The sequence below is a fragment of the Streptomyces sp. JNUCC 63 genome (assembly GCF_054366325.1).
Genome location: NZ_CM135963.1, coordinates 6,861,486 through 6,876,081 on the forward strand (window position 1 = coordinate 6,861,486; position 14,596 = coordinate 6,876,081).

Here is a 14,596-nt window from a genome sequence, read left to right on the forward strand (position 1 = left end):
GGACAGTCAACCCGGGAGGCCAGTCAGGCTGACGAGGAAGCGTCGCAGGCGGTGATCGATTCTTCCCAGGGCCGGACCGCCGGCATCATCCCCTCACCGTTGGCAGATATCCCGCTCGCAGTGTCGCTGACCGGGCCGCAGGACAGAGCGTCGAGAAGCATGCGGCCGCTCATCAGCAGGAAGCCAGCGAACGTGATGCTGCGCGACGTCGGCACCCATTGCAGGGTGCTGTTGTCCAGTTCGAATCTGCCGCCGATCGTCGGTAGAGCCGCATTGTTGATGTTCAAGCTTCCGGCATCGAGTGCCAAGGCTCCTGCAATGACGGAAAGCGCCAGACCAGTCCGCACCTTGGGCGCAGACGAACCATCGGCGGCACCCGTCTCGGGTGCAGTGCTCAAGTAGTACTCCTCATGTGCGAAATTTCAGCAGCATGCATCCCGCGAGAAAGTCCGTTCGCCATACAGAGATCGAGCGAATCACATGAACGGCCGCTCGTCGAGCAGACGGGTGGCGTCAAGTAGCGATTCTCCGCAATATGGCGGCGATTGCGTCGATCGGGTCGTTGGCCTCCAGTCGAAGGACCATGTCCGTATCCTGGGCGCTCTCCTTGAGCGGCGTGTCCACGAACACGTCCAGCAGGGCCAGCCCAGCCCGCTCGTGTGCCCGGCGTACCTCGGCGAGGCCGGTGCGGCCGGAACTGTCCAAGGAGACAACCGCCACCACGCCGGCGTGGGCGAGCAGCCGTGCGATTTCGCCCACCCGGCGTACGCTCTCTGCCTGGTCTGCGGCGCCCCGGCCGAGGTCGGCATTGAGACCATGCCGGAGGTTGTCGTCGTCGAGCAGGACGACGGGGCGGCCAGCGGCCAGCCGTAACTTCAACTCCCGCGCGATGGTTCTACTGTCCCACGTCGACGGACCGCTCAGCCACACCGTCAGGCCACGTGAGGGCCCCATCTGGCCGCCCACCGAGGCCGCATGCTGAACTCCACGGCGGACGGACAGGCTCGGACCGGAGATCACGCCCACGCCGCAGGTGTTGTTGGTGGCGTCGTCGATGAGGATGAAGCTGCCCGTGGCGCGGTTACGGCGGTAGGGGTCGAACATAAGCGGATGCCGGGTGCGCAGATGGACCCTCCCGATCTCGTTGAGCGACAGCGCCGAGGCACTCTTGTCGCGGTGCAGCGTGTTGACGTCGAGCCGGTAGTCGAGCGCAGAGACCTCCGCGGAGGTGGCCATAGTGGTGTGCTGGATGGTGTAGGTCGAGCCCGGCGTGAGCGTGGTCCCCTCGGCGAACCAGCAGACCATGGCGTCGATGTCCTGCCCTGCGTGCGGCTGGTTTCCCGGCCGGCAGATCAAGTCGCCTCGCCCGACATCGAGGTTGTCGGCGAGTTCCAGGGTCACCGCCTGCGAGGCGAACGCCTCGGCGAGCGGCTTGCCACCCGGTACCCGGACCGCCGTCACTGTGGAGGTGAACCCTGACGGCAGCACGACGACCTCGTCGCCCGGTCTGAGTATGCCTCCCGCGACTGTGCCCGCGTACCCACGGAAGTCCTGGGAGTGATCGCGAATGACGTACTGCACCGGGAATCGAGCGTCGATCAGGTTGCGGTCGGAGGCGACGTGTACCTCCTCCAAGTGGTGAAGCAGGGGTGTGCCCTCGTACCACGCCATGTTCATGCTGTGATGCACGATGTTGTCGCCGCGCAAGGCGGAGACCGGTACGAATGTCAGGTCGTGCACGTCCAGCTTCATGGCGAACCGGCCGAATTCCTCCCGGATCTGTTCAAACCTGTCCTGCGACCAGCTCACCGCATCCATCTTGTTCACGCACAACACCAGATGTGGAATGCCCAGCAGGGACGCCAAGAACGCGTGCCGTCGCGACTGTTCCAGTACCCCCTTGCGCGCATCGACCAGGATCAGAGCGACGTCCGCAGTCGAGGCGCCGGTCACCATGTTCCGGGTGTACTGGGTGTGTCCCGGGCAGTCGGCGACGATGAACTTCCGCCGGGGCGTGGCGAAGTAGCGGTAGGCCACGTCGATGGTGATGCCCTGCTCACGTTCGGCCCGCAGGCCGTCTGTGAGCAGGGCGAGGTTCGGGTACTGCTCGCCACGTTCCCGGCTTGTCCGCTCGATGCCTGCCAGCTGGTCGGTGAAGATGGTCTTGGAGTCGAACAGCAGCCGCCCGATCAGGGTGGACTTGCCGTCATCGACGCTGCCTGCAGTGACCAGACGCAGAAGCTGCTGGGCGGTCATCGGCCCTCTGGGGGACGCAACCATCAGAAGTACCCTTCTCTCTTGCGATCCTCCATGCCTGTTTCGGAGATGCGGTCGTCGGCACGTGTGGCGCCGCGTTCGGTGACGCGGGTGGCGACGACCTCGGCGAGCACCTGCTCGGGCGTCGCCGCGAGCGACTCCACACATCCGGTGCAGGTGGCGTCCCCGACAGTACGGAACCGCACCGTAGCCGCATACGGCTGCTCCCCGTCGAGAAGCGGGAGGAAGCGGGTGTGCGCGAGCAGCATCCCGTCGCGCTGGATCACCGGCCGCCGATGGGCGTAGTAGAGCGACGGCAGGTCGATCCTCTCCGCCACTATGTAGGACCAGATGTCGACTTCGGTCCAGTTCGACAGCGGAAACACCCGGATGTGCTCGCCCCTGCGGTGCTGCCCGTTGTACAGGTTCCAGACCTCCGGCCGCTGATTTCGGGGGTCCCATTGGCCGAACTGGTCGCGGAAGCTGTACACCCGCTCCTTGGCCCGGGCCTTCTCCTCGTCCCGGCGCGCTCCGCCGAAGACCGCGTCGAACGCATGCTGGTGGATCGATCGCAGAAGGGTGACCGTCTGCAGACGGTTCCGGGATGCCTGAGGTCCCCTCTCCTCGATGACCCGACCCGCGTCGATGTCGTCCTGGACATGGCCGATGAAGAGACGCGCGCCTGTCCGCTCGACAGTCGCGTCGCGAAAGGCGATCACCTCGTCGAAATTGTGCCCCGTGTCCACGTGCAGCACTGGGAACGGCGGCGGTGCGGGCCAGAATGCCTTGACCGCGAGGTGCAGCATGACCGCCGAGTCCTTGCCACCAGAGAACAGCAGCCCCGGTCTGGCGAAGGTCGCGGCAACCTCGCGGATGATGTGCACGGACTCCGCCTCGAGCGCGCCGAGGTGGGTCAATTCATATGTGCTCACGGACTGCTTCACCCCCGGTGTTGCTCCAACTGCAGAGAAACACCTCGACACACTATGCGACCGCGGCCTCGGCGGCAGGGGTGCGCAACAGACACTTCGCCTCAGTTGCGCAGTCCTCGTGACTGGACGTCAGGCAGTGCTGTTGCCCCACGGCAGGGCGGCTAGAAAGTGAGCAAGAAACGCTGTTTTCCACGCCTTCTTGCCAATCCACGCCGTGTGCGTCTCGAAGAGGAGAAGCAGTGAAAGAATGACGTTGCCCCTATGCCCTCGACGCTTCCGGAAGTGACATTCAGGCTGAGGTCGCGGTCCTCCTTCAGCGCGGCGCCGCGACACAGGTGGAACTGCCCGGTGGGGTAGTGCGTCTGGGCCGTGACCAAACAGGACGCGCTGAGACAGCTGTTGTCCGATCTGCGTGTGTCCAAAAGTGCGATCAAGCACTGGCCGGCGTGAATCAAGGTCGAGATTTCCGCAGTCTGGTCACTGCGTATGTGGGCGTCGATGGACAACATGTTCACCGCGTACGGCGAGGGTCACCGGCGGTTGCGGTCGCTGGTCTCGGGCGCGTTCAGCGCGCGTCGCGTAGCCGCTCTGCATCCGGAGATCGAAGAGATCACAGGTGAGCTAGCGGCCTCGCTCCCCGGAGATGCCAATCTTCGCGAGGGATTCGCCTACCCGCTGCCGATCGAGGTGATCTGTCGGCTCCGCGGCGTTCCGGACAACCACTGTCCGGGGCTGCGCCGCTTCATCGATGGCGTGTTCGACACCACCACTACGGCAGAAGAGGCGCTGGCCAACGAGCAGCAGCTGTACACCATTCTGGACGATCTCATCGAGCTCATGCGGACGACTCCTGGCGACGACCTGGCCAGCGCCCTCATCGCCGCCGGGACAGCGACGGCTCGAGGCTCACCGAGAAGGAACCGGTCGACATGGTGGCCCAGGTGATCGTGGCCGGCCACGAGACGGCCGTCAATCTTCTCGACCAAGCCTTCGCGGCCCTGCTCACCCACCCCGACCAGCTCGACCGCGTGCGGGCGGGCGACAGTTCCTGGAACGACGACATCGATGAGACGCTGTGGTGGCAGGCCCCGGTGGCCAATCTTCCGCTGCGCTACACCATCGAGGACATCCAGGTCGACGGAGTGATCAACCGCGCCGGTGACGCCATCCTGGCGTCGTTCGCCGCCGCCGGACGAGACCCGGACCACCACCCCGAGCATCCCGAGAGCTTCGACATCCACAGGCCCAACAAGGAGCGTCTCGCCTTCGGCCACCGCTTGCACTTCTGTCTGCGTGCCCAACTCGCCCGACTGAAGGCGGAGGTGGCGCTGCCGGCCCTGTTCGGTCGGTTCCCCGACATGTCGCTGGCCGTCGCCCTCGACGAGCTGCGGCCGGTGGAGTCCTTCATCTCCAACGGTCACCGCAGGCTGCCGGTCGTCATGCGGCCAGCCTGACGCCCGTCTTGCCCGGCGTCTCGGCATCGTGCACGGAAGTCGGTGACGCGAGCCACACCCAGTCATGAGACTCATCAGGCCGAGCAGGTCGTCGTAGCCGTACGCGGGGCTGTCATCTGCTGTGATCGTCATTCCGTGATCGTGCAACCTCAACCAAGCTTGAGGTCAACCGGGAAAGTGATACGCGCCCACCGGTCCGAGTGCGGTATGGTTTCCCTGCACGTTTCGACCAGGGAAACTCCAGGTCAAACGGCACCGGGATGTGGCGCAGCTTGGTAGCGCACTTGACTGGGGGTCAAGGGGTCGCAGGTTCAAATCCTGCCGTCCCGACTCGGATACAGCTCCGCAGTCGTATGTCAGAGCCCTGTTTCGCCACGGCGAGACAGGGCTCTGGGCGTTCCCGGCCGGTCTTGTGCCGAGGAGGGCCGGGTGCGGCCTTACCCGTCAGGTCGCGGTTCAGTGGCACCGGCCCGCAGGCCAACTCGCCATCGACTCGGGAGTCGAACGCGCAGGTGAGGAGCTGACGCCCATGGCTGAGTACAACCGCGCCAGATCGGAGTCCCTCGACGTCGAGATCTTCAAGATCAGTCTGACGGACGACGAACTCAAGGATCTGTGTGCCGAGCCGGCAGACTTCCTGAGACGCCTGCTCGAGGCCGACGGACACAAGGTCAACAACGTCCTGGTCGACGCCAGGCTGCTCGGGGAAGGCCACTTGCCTGAGTGTCTCGCGGATTGCGCGTCCGCCTTCACCGAAGGGCTGGCCGCGACGCGCCCTCAGGCGTCGCTCGATCCGATGTGCCGCACCGTGATGTTCAGGCTGACGTCGTCCTTCCACATCACCATGTCGTCGATGAGGAGCACGTCGAGCCCGGACTCGGTGAAGCACCGGATCGCGTCCTCCGGGGTACGCGCGATCGGCTCGCCGCGGACGTTCAACGAGGTATTCAGGACCATGGGGACACCGGTGAGCCCTGCGAAGCAGTCGATCAGCCGGTGGTAAAGGGGGTTGGCCTCCTCGGTGACCGTCTGGACCCGGGCGGTTCCGTCGACGTGGGTGATGGCCGGCACGAATTCCCGCCGGTCCGGCCGGACGTTGAGGGCGAGCAGCATGTATGGCGACTCGATCGCGGGCTCGAACCACTCAGCGTTCCTGTGAGCCAGGACAGACGGAGCAAACGGGCGCCACGGTTCCCGAAACTTCACGCGCATGTTGATCTTGTCGGGCATACCCGGGTCGCGCGGATCCGCCAGGATCGAGCGATTTCCCAGCGCCCGCGGGCCGAACTCCATGCGTCCCTGGCACCAGCCCACGACCAGGCCATCCGCCAGGGCCGCCGCGGCGACCGCAGCCGGGTCCTCGACCTTCGCGACCCGGTTGACTCCACTGGCCGCCACGGCCTTTGCGACTTCGGCCTTGTCGATTGCGTCGCCTAGATAGATCTGGTCGGCGGGGACCTTCGGTGCCTGCCCCGAGTGCTCGACCCACTGAAGGAACGCCGCCCCGACCGCGGCTCCGGCGTCATGGGCGGCCGGCGGGATGAAGATCTTGTCCACGATGGGAGACGCGGCCAGCATACCGTTGGCATTGCAGTTCAGCGCGACGCCGCCCGCGAGTACCAACTGCTGGTATCCGGTAAGGGACTCGAGGCGTTCCGCGAGGAAGTAGTACACCTCCTCGAGCTTCTTCTGTACGCCGTAGGCCAGTTCCCGTGAGTTCTCGTCGGGCTGCCCCTGGGCCACCTTGTAGACGTCCAGCTCCCGCAGCTTCTCGCGGTTCACGTGGTACCGCCCGGACGCGTAGGTGACCACTTCATCGAAGTTGATCCGGCCGGAACCGTAGCCAGAGAGCCCCATCGTCTTGCCCTCGTTGCCGATCGCGCCGAGGTGGCCGGCCTTCTCCTGCCGCCCGCTCCTTCTGTACAGGCCGCAGAGACTGGTGATGTAGGTGTACAAGTGCCCCAGCGATTCGGCCACCGGGTAGGATTCCAGGTAGTCGATCTTTGTGCCGGAGGCGCTCCAGAGAGAGGTGGACTCCTCCTCGCCGCGGCCGTCCATCACGAGCACATTGGCCTCGGTGAAGCCGCTGAGGTAGTAGCCGCAGGCCGCGTGCGTCAGATGATGCCGGAAGTGGCGGGCGTGACTCAGCCCGTTCTGCTCCAATTGACCCTTCGCTTCCTCCCACGTCTGCGTGTTCTGGTCTCTGATCACATTGAGGCCGTCGGCGCGGAGGTCGTCGTGGTCGATCAGGTTCTGGTCGAACGGGTTGGCGTTGTCCTTGAACTTCTCGTAGTCGAAGGTGAGGCCGACACCCAGCACGTCCTGGCGACGCACTCCTGCCTGTTCCAGGCAGTACTCGATCGCTGCGTTCGGGAACGCTGCGGTGTGCCTGTCCCGGTTGAAGCGCTCCTCCTCGACGGCACAGACCAGCTCACCATCCACGACGATCGCCGCCGATGTGTCATGCAGGATGTTCAACCCGAGAAAAGCGGCTGTCATTTGCCCCTCCAGAAACCTTCTGAGTGTTTCGCTCGACAGATTCGATAAGGGCGACGTTAATGTAGTTGGCGCCCAGCTGCCCGATTATGGTGGCTCGGAGCGCGCCGCGATGAAAGCGTCACAAATCTACGGGGAGTGGACGCTAACCCCTGGTGAAGTACCTGAGGGCAAAGTTACGGAAGTTGATCCAGCAGGGCAAGGAACACGTTCCGGGATCGTCTACAAGACGATCGTGTCGAGATGTCTGCCAGCGGGTCATCCTACCGCTGCTCTGGTGCAGCAGTTGGCGGTGCCGGTGACTGTCTTGCCCTGCGGGCGCGCAACCGAGGACTTGCGTCAGTTGCGCGCCGGAGGAGGTAGACAGGTTCAGCTGGGGGTGCGTAGACAAGCACACGCTGGCCGACTGACCGGATGTTCGATCATGTTAAGGGGCTCACGGCTTCGGTGACGGCTTCCTCGTATCCGCCCTGATGTCCGGTCTGGCTTTTTCGTTTCCCTTGACACGGTCAAACCCTCGTGATGCCCTGGATTTTCCCCGTGTCAACCTGGAATACGGAATTTCGGGCCGGCGGCGATCGAATGCACGTCGATTCTTGAAAGGAAGCGTATGCACCGACTTCCGGGCACCTTCGAGTTTCAGACATCCGCGGAGACCATTCGCGCCCACCACTGGCGGTCCTACACGGACACCTACAAGGGGTGTGAGTTCGAGTGCCAGTACTGCCTGTACAAGGGTCCCGGAGAGTACGGACGGCACGTCCGACCCGTCGAGATCTCTGTCCCGGCGCGTTCCGACCTCGGCATCGTCGACATCGGCACGACCACGGATCCGTATCAGCCGATGGAGGCCGAGCAGAAATTGACCCGCTCGATTCTCGAGGCGGCTATCGCAGAGCAGATCCCGCTGTTCGTGCTGACACGGGGCTCTCTGGTGCTTCGTGACGTGGACCTGCTGCGCGAGCTGGCCAGCGCCGGGCTAGTGGAGGTCTGTGTCTCCATCATTACGCTCAACGAGGACGTAACCACCCGTATCGAGCCGAACGCACCGCGCCCCAGTGAACGGCTGCGGGTCGCCGAGCAGTTGGCCGCCCAGGACATTCCCGTGGCGTTCCACGTGGCACCGCTGATCCCGGGCTTGGACACCCCAGAGGACCTAGCCGCCATGGGCAAGCGACTCGCGGAGGCGTGCGGCAGCCACGTCTTCAGCGCCATGCTGGGGGCCCGCAAGCCGTACTGGGAGCCGTTCTACCGGGGCATGGACGCCGTCGCGGACAAGTGCGGTTCGTTCGAGACCTTTGAGCGAGCCTACCCGCGAGACTTCGACTTTAGCCGTGACGCTGCCGGTACCTGCGACTTCGAGTACGCGCTGCCGGCTCTCACCCCACTGAGGGACGGCGTCACCGAAGGCGGCGCACTGTACGTCTCGGAGAACTACCCCTTCCTGACGACCGGAGCGCTGGAGAAGGGCATCTACCGGTGGAAGCTCCCGACGGTATACGACATGGCCAGCTGGATCGAGAGGCGCGGATCGATTGCCGAATGGCCCGAGTTCCTCGACTGGTATCGCGGTTTCCAGCCGAGCGACCGGCTCGTCGGGCTGGTCCGCTCCCTCTGGGAGAGCGGTGAGCTGTTCCTCGGCACCCATCTGGCCAAGCAGGGCGATGGCTATGCCCCCTCCGAAAAATTGCTGCTTCCCGCGCAGCACACCCTCGTTGCCAAGCGCACGCCAGTTGCGTGATCACCAGGTCGACCGCATAGTGCGGCTGCCCCGCTGCCAGTTGTGGCAGCCGCTCGAAGGGACGTAACAATGACGCACACGGAAGGGCACGCGGTCGAACGCCCGGTGAATTCTGCGGGCAAGAAGTTTGCCACGCTGGGGGAGATCTACGCCCGCGCGCGAGAACGTCTGGATGCGGACGCGTGGGCGGTGCTAGACGGAGGGGCTGGCGCGGAGCAGAGTCTACGGGACAACCTTGCCGCGCTGAACCGGTGGAGCTTTCGTCCGGCGTACATGACCGGGGTGACCGAACTGGTCACCAGCACGACCTTTCTCGGGATCGACCTAGCCTTCCCCGTCCTCACCGCACCGATCGGCGGAGACGGTCTGTTCCATGAGCGCGGCCAGTGCGAGATCGCCGCGGCGACTGCCATGGCGGGCATCGCGCCCGTGGTGTCCGAGGCGTCCCGCTTCTCCCTGGAGACCGTTGCCGAGGCGAGTGACGGACCGAAGATCATGCAGCTGCATGCGTGGGGTGAGCCCGACGAGTTCCTGGTCCTCGCCAAGCGGGCGCACCGAGCCGGCTACGCCGCGCTCTGCGTCACCATCGACTGCCCCACCCTGGGCTGGCGGGAGCGCCTCATGACGCGGCGCTTCGAGACCCCCGCGGAGCAGTGGAGCGGCAACTACGACCCCATCGGCACCACGGCGGCCAGCCGATTGGTATCTGGGTATGGCTCCGACTGGACTTGGGAGACCCTTGCCGCCGTGAAGGCGGCGGTGGGGAGTCCGTTGCTGGTTAAGGGGATCCTCACGGCGGAGGACGCCGAGCAGGCGATTTCCGCTGGGGCGGACGGGATCGTGGTGTCCAACCATGGCGGACGGCAACTGGACTGCCTTCCTGCCACCTTGGACCAGCTCCCGGAGGTAGTGGCCGCAGTGCGGGGCCGGGTACCGGTCGCGATCGACGGAGGCATCCGCCGCGGTGTCGACGTGCTGAAGGCTCTGGCGCTGGGCGCGGACGTGGTCCTGGTCGGCCGTATGACGGCGATGGCTGTGGCGGCCGACGGGGCGGCCGGGGTGTATGCGGCGCTGCGGCTGCTGCGAGAGGAGTTCGAGCGCTCGATGCTGCTCGCGGGCCGGCGGTCCCTCGATGAGCTGGACCGCTCGTTGGTGCAGCCGCGTGCGGTGGATCAGCTGTGATGGGCGTAGTGAAGGGAAGAGTCCGATGACTGACGGCGGCAGGACCGACTGGAAGGCGATGGCCGAGAAGGTCACGCCGGATCCCCGCCCGCTGCTCCATGGAGTGCGGGTCGATGTCAGCTGTGACACCTTCGATCTGCTGAGTCCCCGCGACGGCAGCCTCTTGTGCGCGGTTCCCGCCTGTGATGCGGGCGAAGTGGACCAGGCGGTGGCCCACGCCCGGGCCGAGCAACGCGTCGGATGCTGGCCGAACTTCTCGCCCCGTGAACGCGGCGCGATCTTGAGCGCCTGGGCGGACGCGATCGAGGCCGAACGCACTGAGCTCGCACTGCTGGTCAGTCTGGAAACCGGCAAGCCGATCAGGGACGCGGTGGAGATCGATGTTTCTGGCGTCCAGCGGGCCATCCGATGGTACGCAGCGCTCGCAGACAAGTTGCACGGCGACCATCCCAACGTCGGCGCGAACGATGTGGCGCTGGTCAGCAGGGAGCCCGTGGGCGTCGCCGGGATTCTGCTCCCGTGGAATTTCCCGCTGGCGCTCGTCGGCTACGACGTGGCACCCGCATTGATGCTCGGTAACTCGGTGGTCGTCAAGCCGTCCGAACAGGCGCCGTTGTCCGTGTTGCGCGCTTGCGAGCTGGCCGTGGAGGCCGGCGTATCCCGGGACGCCTTGAGCGTCGTCCCGGGACTGGGTGCCGGAGCCGGACAGGCCATAGGCAGGCATGGAGACATCGACGCGGTGTCGGTGACCGGCTCGACGGCGACCGGGCGCGCGGTGATGCGCGCCAGCGGGGAGAGCAACGGCAAGCGCGTCTGGCCCGAGCTGGGGGGCAAGTCGTCCGCCATGGTGTTCAAGGACGTCCGTGACCTGGCCGAGGCGGCTCGCGCCGTGGCATGGGGCGGGTACTTCAACCAGGGCGAGATGTGTACCGGTTGCTCGCGCGTGATGGTGGAGCGCGAGGTGTACGACCAGTTCCTGGACGTGCTGAGTGTCGAGGTGGACAAGCTGCGGGTGGGGGATCCTCTCGACTGGGAAACCTCGATTGGCGCGCTGACCACTGAGCATCAGCTGCACGATGCCCGCTCGGCCACCGAGGAGGCGGTGGCGGGCGGCGGCCGGGTGGTGCGGGGCGGCGAGCCGCTGCGCGTAGTGGCCGGGGGGCACTACTTCGCACCGACGCTGCTCGCCGACACGCCGGAACATAGCCGTATCTTCACCGAGGAGGTGTTTGCCCCCGTCGTCGCCGTACGCCCCTTCGATGACGTGGATGAAGCACTCCGGGTGGGATTCGCATCTGGGTACGGGATGGGCATCTCGGTGTGGACATCCGCTCTGGACAGAGCGTTCCGGGTGACGCGCGCGGCGAAGGCGGGCATCGCCTGGGTCAACTGCTTCGAGGGCGACGACCTCACCGTCCCGGCGGGCGGCGTCGGCAGGTCCGGATTCGGACGAACCAAGGGACTCGCCGTCCTCGACAAGTACTCCGATGTGAAGACCACCTGGGTGCACCTCGGTAGCTAACGGCGCCGCTTGTGAGCCCAGAGCCTTGGTCGCCTTCTTGACGCTGCTGCTGAAAGGAATTCCTGATGCTGTACGCCTTCGGCTTCGACAGGCTGGGGCTGGTGGTGAGTGACTTGTACTTCCAGCACCCCGACCCCCCGGAGGGGCAGGAAGGGCCGGAGCACGGCGTCCGGCTGGAACTGCGCCAGATCAAGGCAGGCGAACTTCGAGGGGGGGTCTACTCCGCTCGCCCGATCTCCGTCGAGGAGCCGATCTGGCGTGTGGACCTGCTGGAGTCGGTGGGCGGCCGGCCCGGTAGCCTCGACCGGACGCATCATCACCCGAGGTTCTCGGGCTGGGACGAGAGCGAGCGGAAGTTCGAGAAGGAGCTGTCCACCGACCCGTTGGCCTGGCTGGGGGAGAGGCTCTCGGATCTGGCTGGTGTGCTGGACCAGGCCGATGTCACCGCGGACACGGCCAGCGCCGAGGACCTGAGCGGTTTCCGGGCAGCCGTTCCGGAGATACTCGAGACCGTCCAGCGGCTGTTGGTCAGGGTACGAGCCGGGGAGCTCGGGCGGCCACCGGGAATCCCCACGTCGGGTCTCATCCGTTCCAGTTGGCTCTAAGGCTCCACATGACTGTCAGTAGGAGAGGAAGTGCGGTCGTGGAGAGGTGGGGCGCGGAATTGTACGGCGATCCTTGCCGCGATTGCGGTTACGGGTGGTCCGTGACTCCGCAGGAGGCGATCCAAATCCTCTTGAGGCTTCCCGTCCAGTTCCGCGCGTTGCTCGACGGCTGCACCGGGCAGGAACGCCACCCCGATCTCTCATGGGGGCCCACGGCCTACGTCTGCCACGTGGCGGACAACCTGAGAGCATGGGCCGAAGGGGTCGCTGCTGGGGTCCGGCTCTCCGCAGAAGTGGCCGTGCCCGGCTACGACCCCGATCTCCTCGCGGAAGCGCGTCGTTACGACAGGATCGAGCCCGCGGCCGCTCTCTGGTCGCTGGAACGCGCGGCGGACGCCTGGTCGGAGACGGTTACCGCCGCCCTTCAGAAAGACGTCGTGCTGCAGCACGCCGCCAGAGGCGTCCAACGTGCTGAAGACGTCGCGCGCAACAACGCACACGACGCCTTCCATCACGCATGGGATATTCGGCGCATCCTCGAGTACACGAGCCGGGCCGCCGTCAGAACAGCCGACGGAGCTTCTCCTCACGCAACGCCGCGAGCGCCTGCCGGGTGATCGTCCTGACCTCATCCGCAGCCGGCCGCTCCAGAGGGCTGCGGCGGTGTGTCTTGGTCGGGTCGAAGACCTCCGCCCGCCCTCCCTTGGAGTACCGCTTGCTCTCCTGCTCGAATCCGTTGGGCAGTTCGGCAGTGGGGGCGAGGTCGAACCAGCTCTCCGTCGCCAGCAAGGAGGCTTTCTTCTCGCGTACCAGGTTCTGGAACTCCAGAGCGCGCCAGGGGAGGTCATCGCCAGCGGACAGGAAACTGTCCACGACCCGACACCACGTGGTCGCGTAGAACCTGACGGAGTCTGTGGAGACGTCGCTGACGCCCGCGAGACGCCGAGCGGCGCTCCCGTTCTCGGTGTCGCGGCCCCAGGTAGACGGCGTCGCCATGTTGGACGCGACTACGTTCTCCGGTTCGCGCCAGAGGAACAGCCACCTGGTGTTCTCGGTCTTGGCCAAGCCGGCCACCACGATGGGCACGGTCCAGCTGGTGATCTTGACGACAGGCTCACGGTCGGCCGCCGCCGCCGCGTAGCAGGTGTAATTCAGCAAGGATTTCAACAGGGAGTGGAACGTCTGGGACTCCGCCCTGTGAGCGGCAAGTGCGATCCTGCGGGCGGTGACAGTGACGAAGTCCGGCTCCTTGAGAACCATGGTGGTCGGGCGCAGGGTCAGGAGATTGGCCAGCAATGTCGATCCGCACCGAGATGTGTGCGCGATGAGCCGCAGTGGCTGGTCGCCCCGCCGATCGGCGAACTGCTCGATGAATGACGCGAGCGGGACAGTCCTGCTGCTGCCGGGAGTGGTCGTGGCCGTGGTGTCGCTGTACCAGACCTCGTGGAAGCCTCGATGTGTCAACTTGCCCATGGACACGAGACCGGCGTCCGTGTCGATGTCCGTGGGCAGGTAGCCCGATTCCGCCAGATCGGCCAGTTCTTCGTTCTTGGGCATATTTTTTCCTTCCGGACCTGGGATCTGTCGTTTTGATCAGGAGGAGTTGTGAGGGACAGAGCCTCTTGGCCGAGGCGAGCGGGGCGTACCTTCCGCTGCGAGCAAAGCCGAGCGTGGGAGATTCGGCGAGTGACACAACACGGCGGATGCGCGTGGAAGGCCCTGCGATGCTGGCCTGATCCAAAGACGCGCTAGCCGCCGATCTTTTCCCGGTCCTGGGTGTGCCGTACCGCGTATGTCGCCGCCACCACTGCGGACCTGGCCGATCCCAGGGCGTCGCGTGCGGTTTCCAGACCATGCTCTTCGGTCAGCAGGGTCGAGACGTCGACGGCGCAGTCGATCAGGTGCAGGGCGACGCGCGTGAGTTGGTCATCCGCAATGCCTTTCCTTCCCAGAATGTCGCGGGCCTTGGTCAGCAGCCCGAGTACGTCCTGCAAGGAATGTGGGGGATTGATGTCTATGTCGCTCAACTTGTGTCCCCCTGTGGAAGCTGCAGCGGGGTCCGATCCATGAACTGAATCTTGGCTGATTCGAGCGGGTGTCGTTGATCCAGTCGTGTGCTTGCATGTCGCAGGTACAACGACGAACCATCCAAACTGTGGCGGTGAGGCATGCGGCGGGACGCTCCGGTCTGCGGGCGTCGTTCTTGTTCAGACCAAGAGCAGAGCCGAACGCAGACGACTAAAATGGAAACCGCTGGCGCATTTCTGGGGCGTCCTAGAGGTGCGGGCTCAGATTCTACAAGTCGACGGTCACTAGGCAGTGCAGCCTGCTCAGGAATCCAGGGTGACATGGGGGACTGCGGATGACATTCCAGCCTATCCCTGACGGTGAACATTCCAGCCTGTCGT

At 65.3% G+C, this 14,596-nt stretch carries 13 protein-coding genes and 1 tRNA gene; 8 read left to right on the forward strand and 6 right to left on the reverse strand.

What is annotated here, in order from left to right:
• Positions 1-23 precede the first annotated feature (23 nt).
• From ACX25U_RS31675 to cysD, 3 genes are all read right to left on the reverse strand, one after another.
• The gene (locus tag ACX25U_RS31675) at positions 24-398 is read right to left on the reverse strand and encodes a hypothetical protein (RefSeq protein ID WP_454385108.1); all 375 of its coding nucleotides are present in this window, start codon (positions 396-398) and stop codon (positions 24-26) included.
• Positions 399-513: 115 nt separating this feature from the next.
• Complete coding sequence (locus ACX25U_RS31680) at positions 514-2,256, reverse strand: bifunctional sulfate adenylyltransferase subunit 1/adenylylsulfate kinase (protein WP_454385110.1); 1,743 nt, start codon at positions 2,254-2,256, stop codon at positions 514-516.
• Between the two features lie 23 nt (positions 2,257-2,279).
• Positions 2,280-3,173: a sulfate adenylyltransferase subunit CysD gene (cysD, locus tag ACX25U_RS31685; RefSeq protein WP_454385112.1), complete on the reverse strand. Its 894-nt coding sequence runs from the start codon at positions 3,171-3,173 to the stop codon at positions 2,280-2,282.
• A gap of 513 nt (positions 3,174-3,686) precedes the next feature.
• Here cysD and ACX25U_RS31690 point away from each other — a divergent pair.
• The 3 genes from ACX25U_RS31690 (at position 3,687) to ACX25U_RS31700 (ending at position 4,972) form a co-directional block, all read left to right on the forward strand.
• On the forward strand, positions 3,687-4,133 hold the full coding sequence (locus ACX25U_RS31690) for a hypothetical protein (RefSeq protein WP_454385114.1): 447 nt from the start codon (positions 3,687-3,689) through the stop codon (positions 4,131-4,133).
• On the forward strand, positions 4,118-4,642 hold the full coding sequence (locus tag ACX25U_RS31695; RefSeq protein ID WP_454385116.1) for a cytochrome P450: 525 nt from the start codon (positions 4,118-4,120) through the stop codon (positions 4,640-4,642). Before ACX25U_RS31690 ends, ACX25U_RS31695 begins: the two co-directional genes overlap by 16 nt.
• Positions 4,643-4,898: 256 nt before the next feature.
• Positions 4,899-4,972, forward strand: a tRNA-Pro gene (locus ACX25U_RS31700).
• 447 nt (positions 4,973-5,419) lie between these two features.
• Here the strand turns inward: ACX25U_RS31700 and ACX25U_RS31705 are convergent.
• Positions 5,420-7,141: a carbamoyltransferase family protein gene (locus tag ACX25U_RS31705; RefSeq protein WP_454385118.1), complete on the reverse strand. Its 1,722-nt coding sequence runs from the start codon at positions 7,139-7,141 to the stop codon at positions 5,420-5,422.
• Between the two features lie 607 nt (positions 7,142-7,748).
• Here ACX25U_RS31705 and ACX25U_RS31710 point away from each other — a divergent pair.
• The 5 genes from ACX25U_RS31710 (at position 7,749) to ACX25U_RS31730 (ending at position 12,805) form a co-directional block, all read left to right on the forward strand.
• Positions 7,749-8,879: a radical SAM protein gene (locus ACX25U_RS31710; protein WP_454385120.1), complete on the forward strand. Its 1,131-nt coding sequence runs from the start codon at positions 7,749-7,751 to the stop codon at positions 8,877-8,879.
• A 69-nt stretch (positions 8,880-8,948) separates the two neighbouring features.
• A complete protein-coding gene (locus tag ACX25U_RS31715) occupies positions 8,949-10,061 on the forward strand; it encodes an alpha-hydroxy acid oxidase (RefSeq protein WP_454385122.1) in 1,113 nt (370 codons plus the stop codon).
• Between the two features lie 25 nt (positions 10,062-10,086).
• Complete coding sequence (locus ACX25U_RS31720) at positions 10,087-11,583, forward strand: aldehyde dehydrogenase family protein (protein WP_454385124.1); 1,497 nt, start codon at positions 10,087-10,089, stop codon at positions 11,581-11,583.
• Positions 11,584-11,648: 65 nt separating this feature from the next.
• The gene (locus ACX25U_RS31725; protein ID WP_454385125.1) at positions 11,649-12,188 is read left to right on the forward strand and encodes a hypothetical protein; all 540 of its coding nucleotides are present in this window, start codon (positions 11,649-11,651) and stop codon (positions 12,186-12,188) included.
• A gap of 101 nt (positions 12,189-12,289) precedes the next feature.
• Positions 12,290-12,805 (forward strand): hypothetical protein, encoded by a 516-nt coding sequence (locus tag ACX25U_RS31730; RefSeq protein ID WP_454385126.1) that lies wholly within the window; start codon positions 12,290-12,292, stop codon positions 12,803-12,805.
• On the opposite strand, the gene ACX25U_RS31735 is transcribed toward ACX25U_RS31730, so the two are convergent.
• A complete protein-coding gene (locus tag ACX25U_RS31735; protein ID WP_454385128.1) occupies positions 12,750-13,745 on the reverse strand; it encodes a hypothetical protein in 996 nt (331 codons plus the stop codon). The genes ACX25U_RS31730 and ACX25U_RS31735 overlap by 56 nt on opposite strands.
• A gap of 191 nt (positions 13,746-13,936) precedes the next feature.
• On the reverse strand, positions 13,937-14,215 hold the full coding sequence (locus tag ACX25U_RS31740) for a hypothetical protein (protein ID WP_454385130.1): 279 nt from the start codon (positions 14,213-14,215) through the stop codon (positions 13,937-13,939).
• Positions 14,216-14,596: the final 381 nt, after the last annotated feature.

Excerpts from the sequence above, each read along its gene's own strand:
- ACX25U_RS31680 (WP_454385110.1), bottom strand. The coding sequence starts at position 2,256 with ATGACCGCCCAGCAGCTTCTGCGTCTGGTCACTGCAGGCAGCGTCGAT.
- ACX25U_RS31690 (WP_454385114.1), top strand. The coding sequence starts at position 3,687 with ATGGACAACATGTTCACCGCGTACGGCGAGGGTCACCGGCGGTTGCGG.
- ACX25U_RS31695 (WP_454385116.1), top strand. The coding sequence starts at position 4,118 with ATGGTGGCCCAGGTGATCGTGGCCGGCCACGAGACGGCCGTCAATCTT.
- ACX25U_RS31705 (WP_454385118.1), bottom strand. The coding sequence starts at position 7,141 with ATGACAGCCGCTTTTCTCGGGTTGAACATCCTGCATGACACATCGGCG.
- ACX25U_RS31710 (WP_454385120.1), top strand. The coding sequence starts at position 7,749 with ATGCACCGACTTCCGGGCACCTTCGAGTTTCAGACATCCGCGGAGACC.
- ACX25U_RS31715 (WP_454385122.1), top strand. The coding sequence starts at position 8,949 with ATGACGCACACGGAAGGGCACGCGGTCGAACGCCCGGTGAATTCTGCG.
- ACX25U_RS31720 (WP_454385124.1), top strand. The coding sequence starts at position 10,087 with ATGACTGACGGCGGCAGGACCGACTGGAAGGCGATGGCCGAGAAGGTC.
- ACX25U_RS31725 (WP_454385125.1), top strand. The coding sequence starts at position 11,649 with ATGCTGTACGCCTTCGGCTTCGACAGGCTGGGGCTGGTGGTGAGTGAC.
- ACX25U_RS31735 (WP_454385128.1), bottom strand. The coding sequence starts at position 13,745 with ATGCCCAAGAACGAAGAACTGGCCGATCTGGCGGAATCGGGCTACCTG.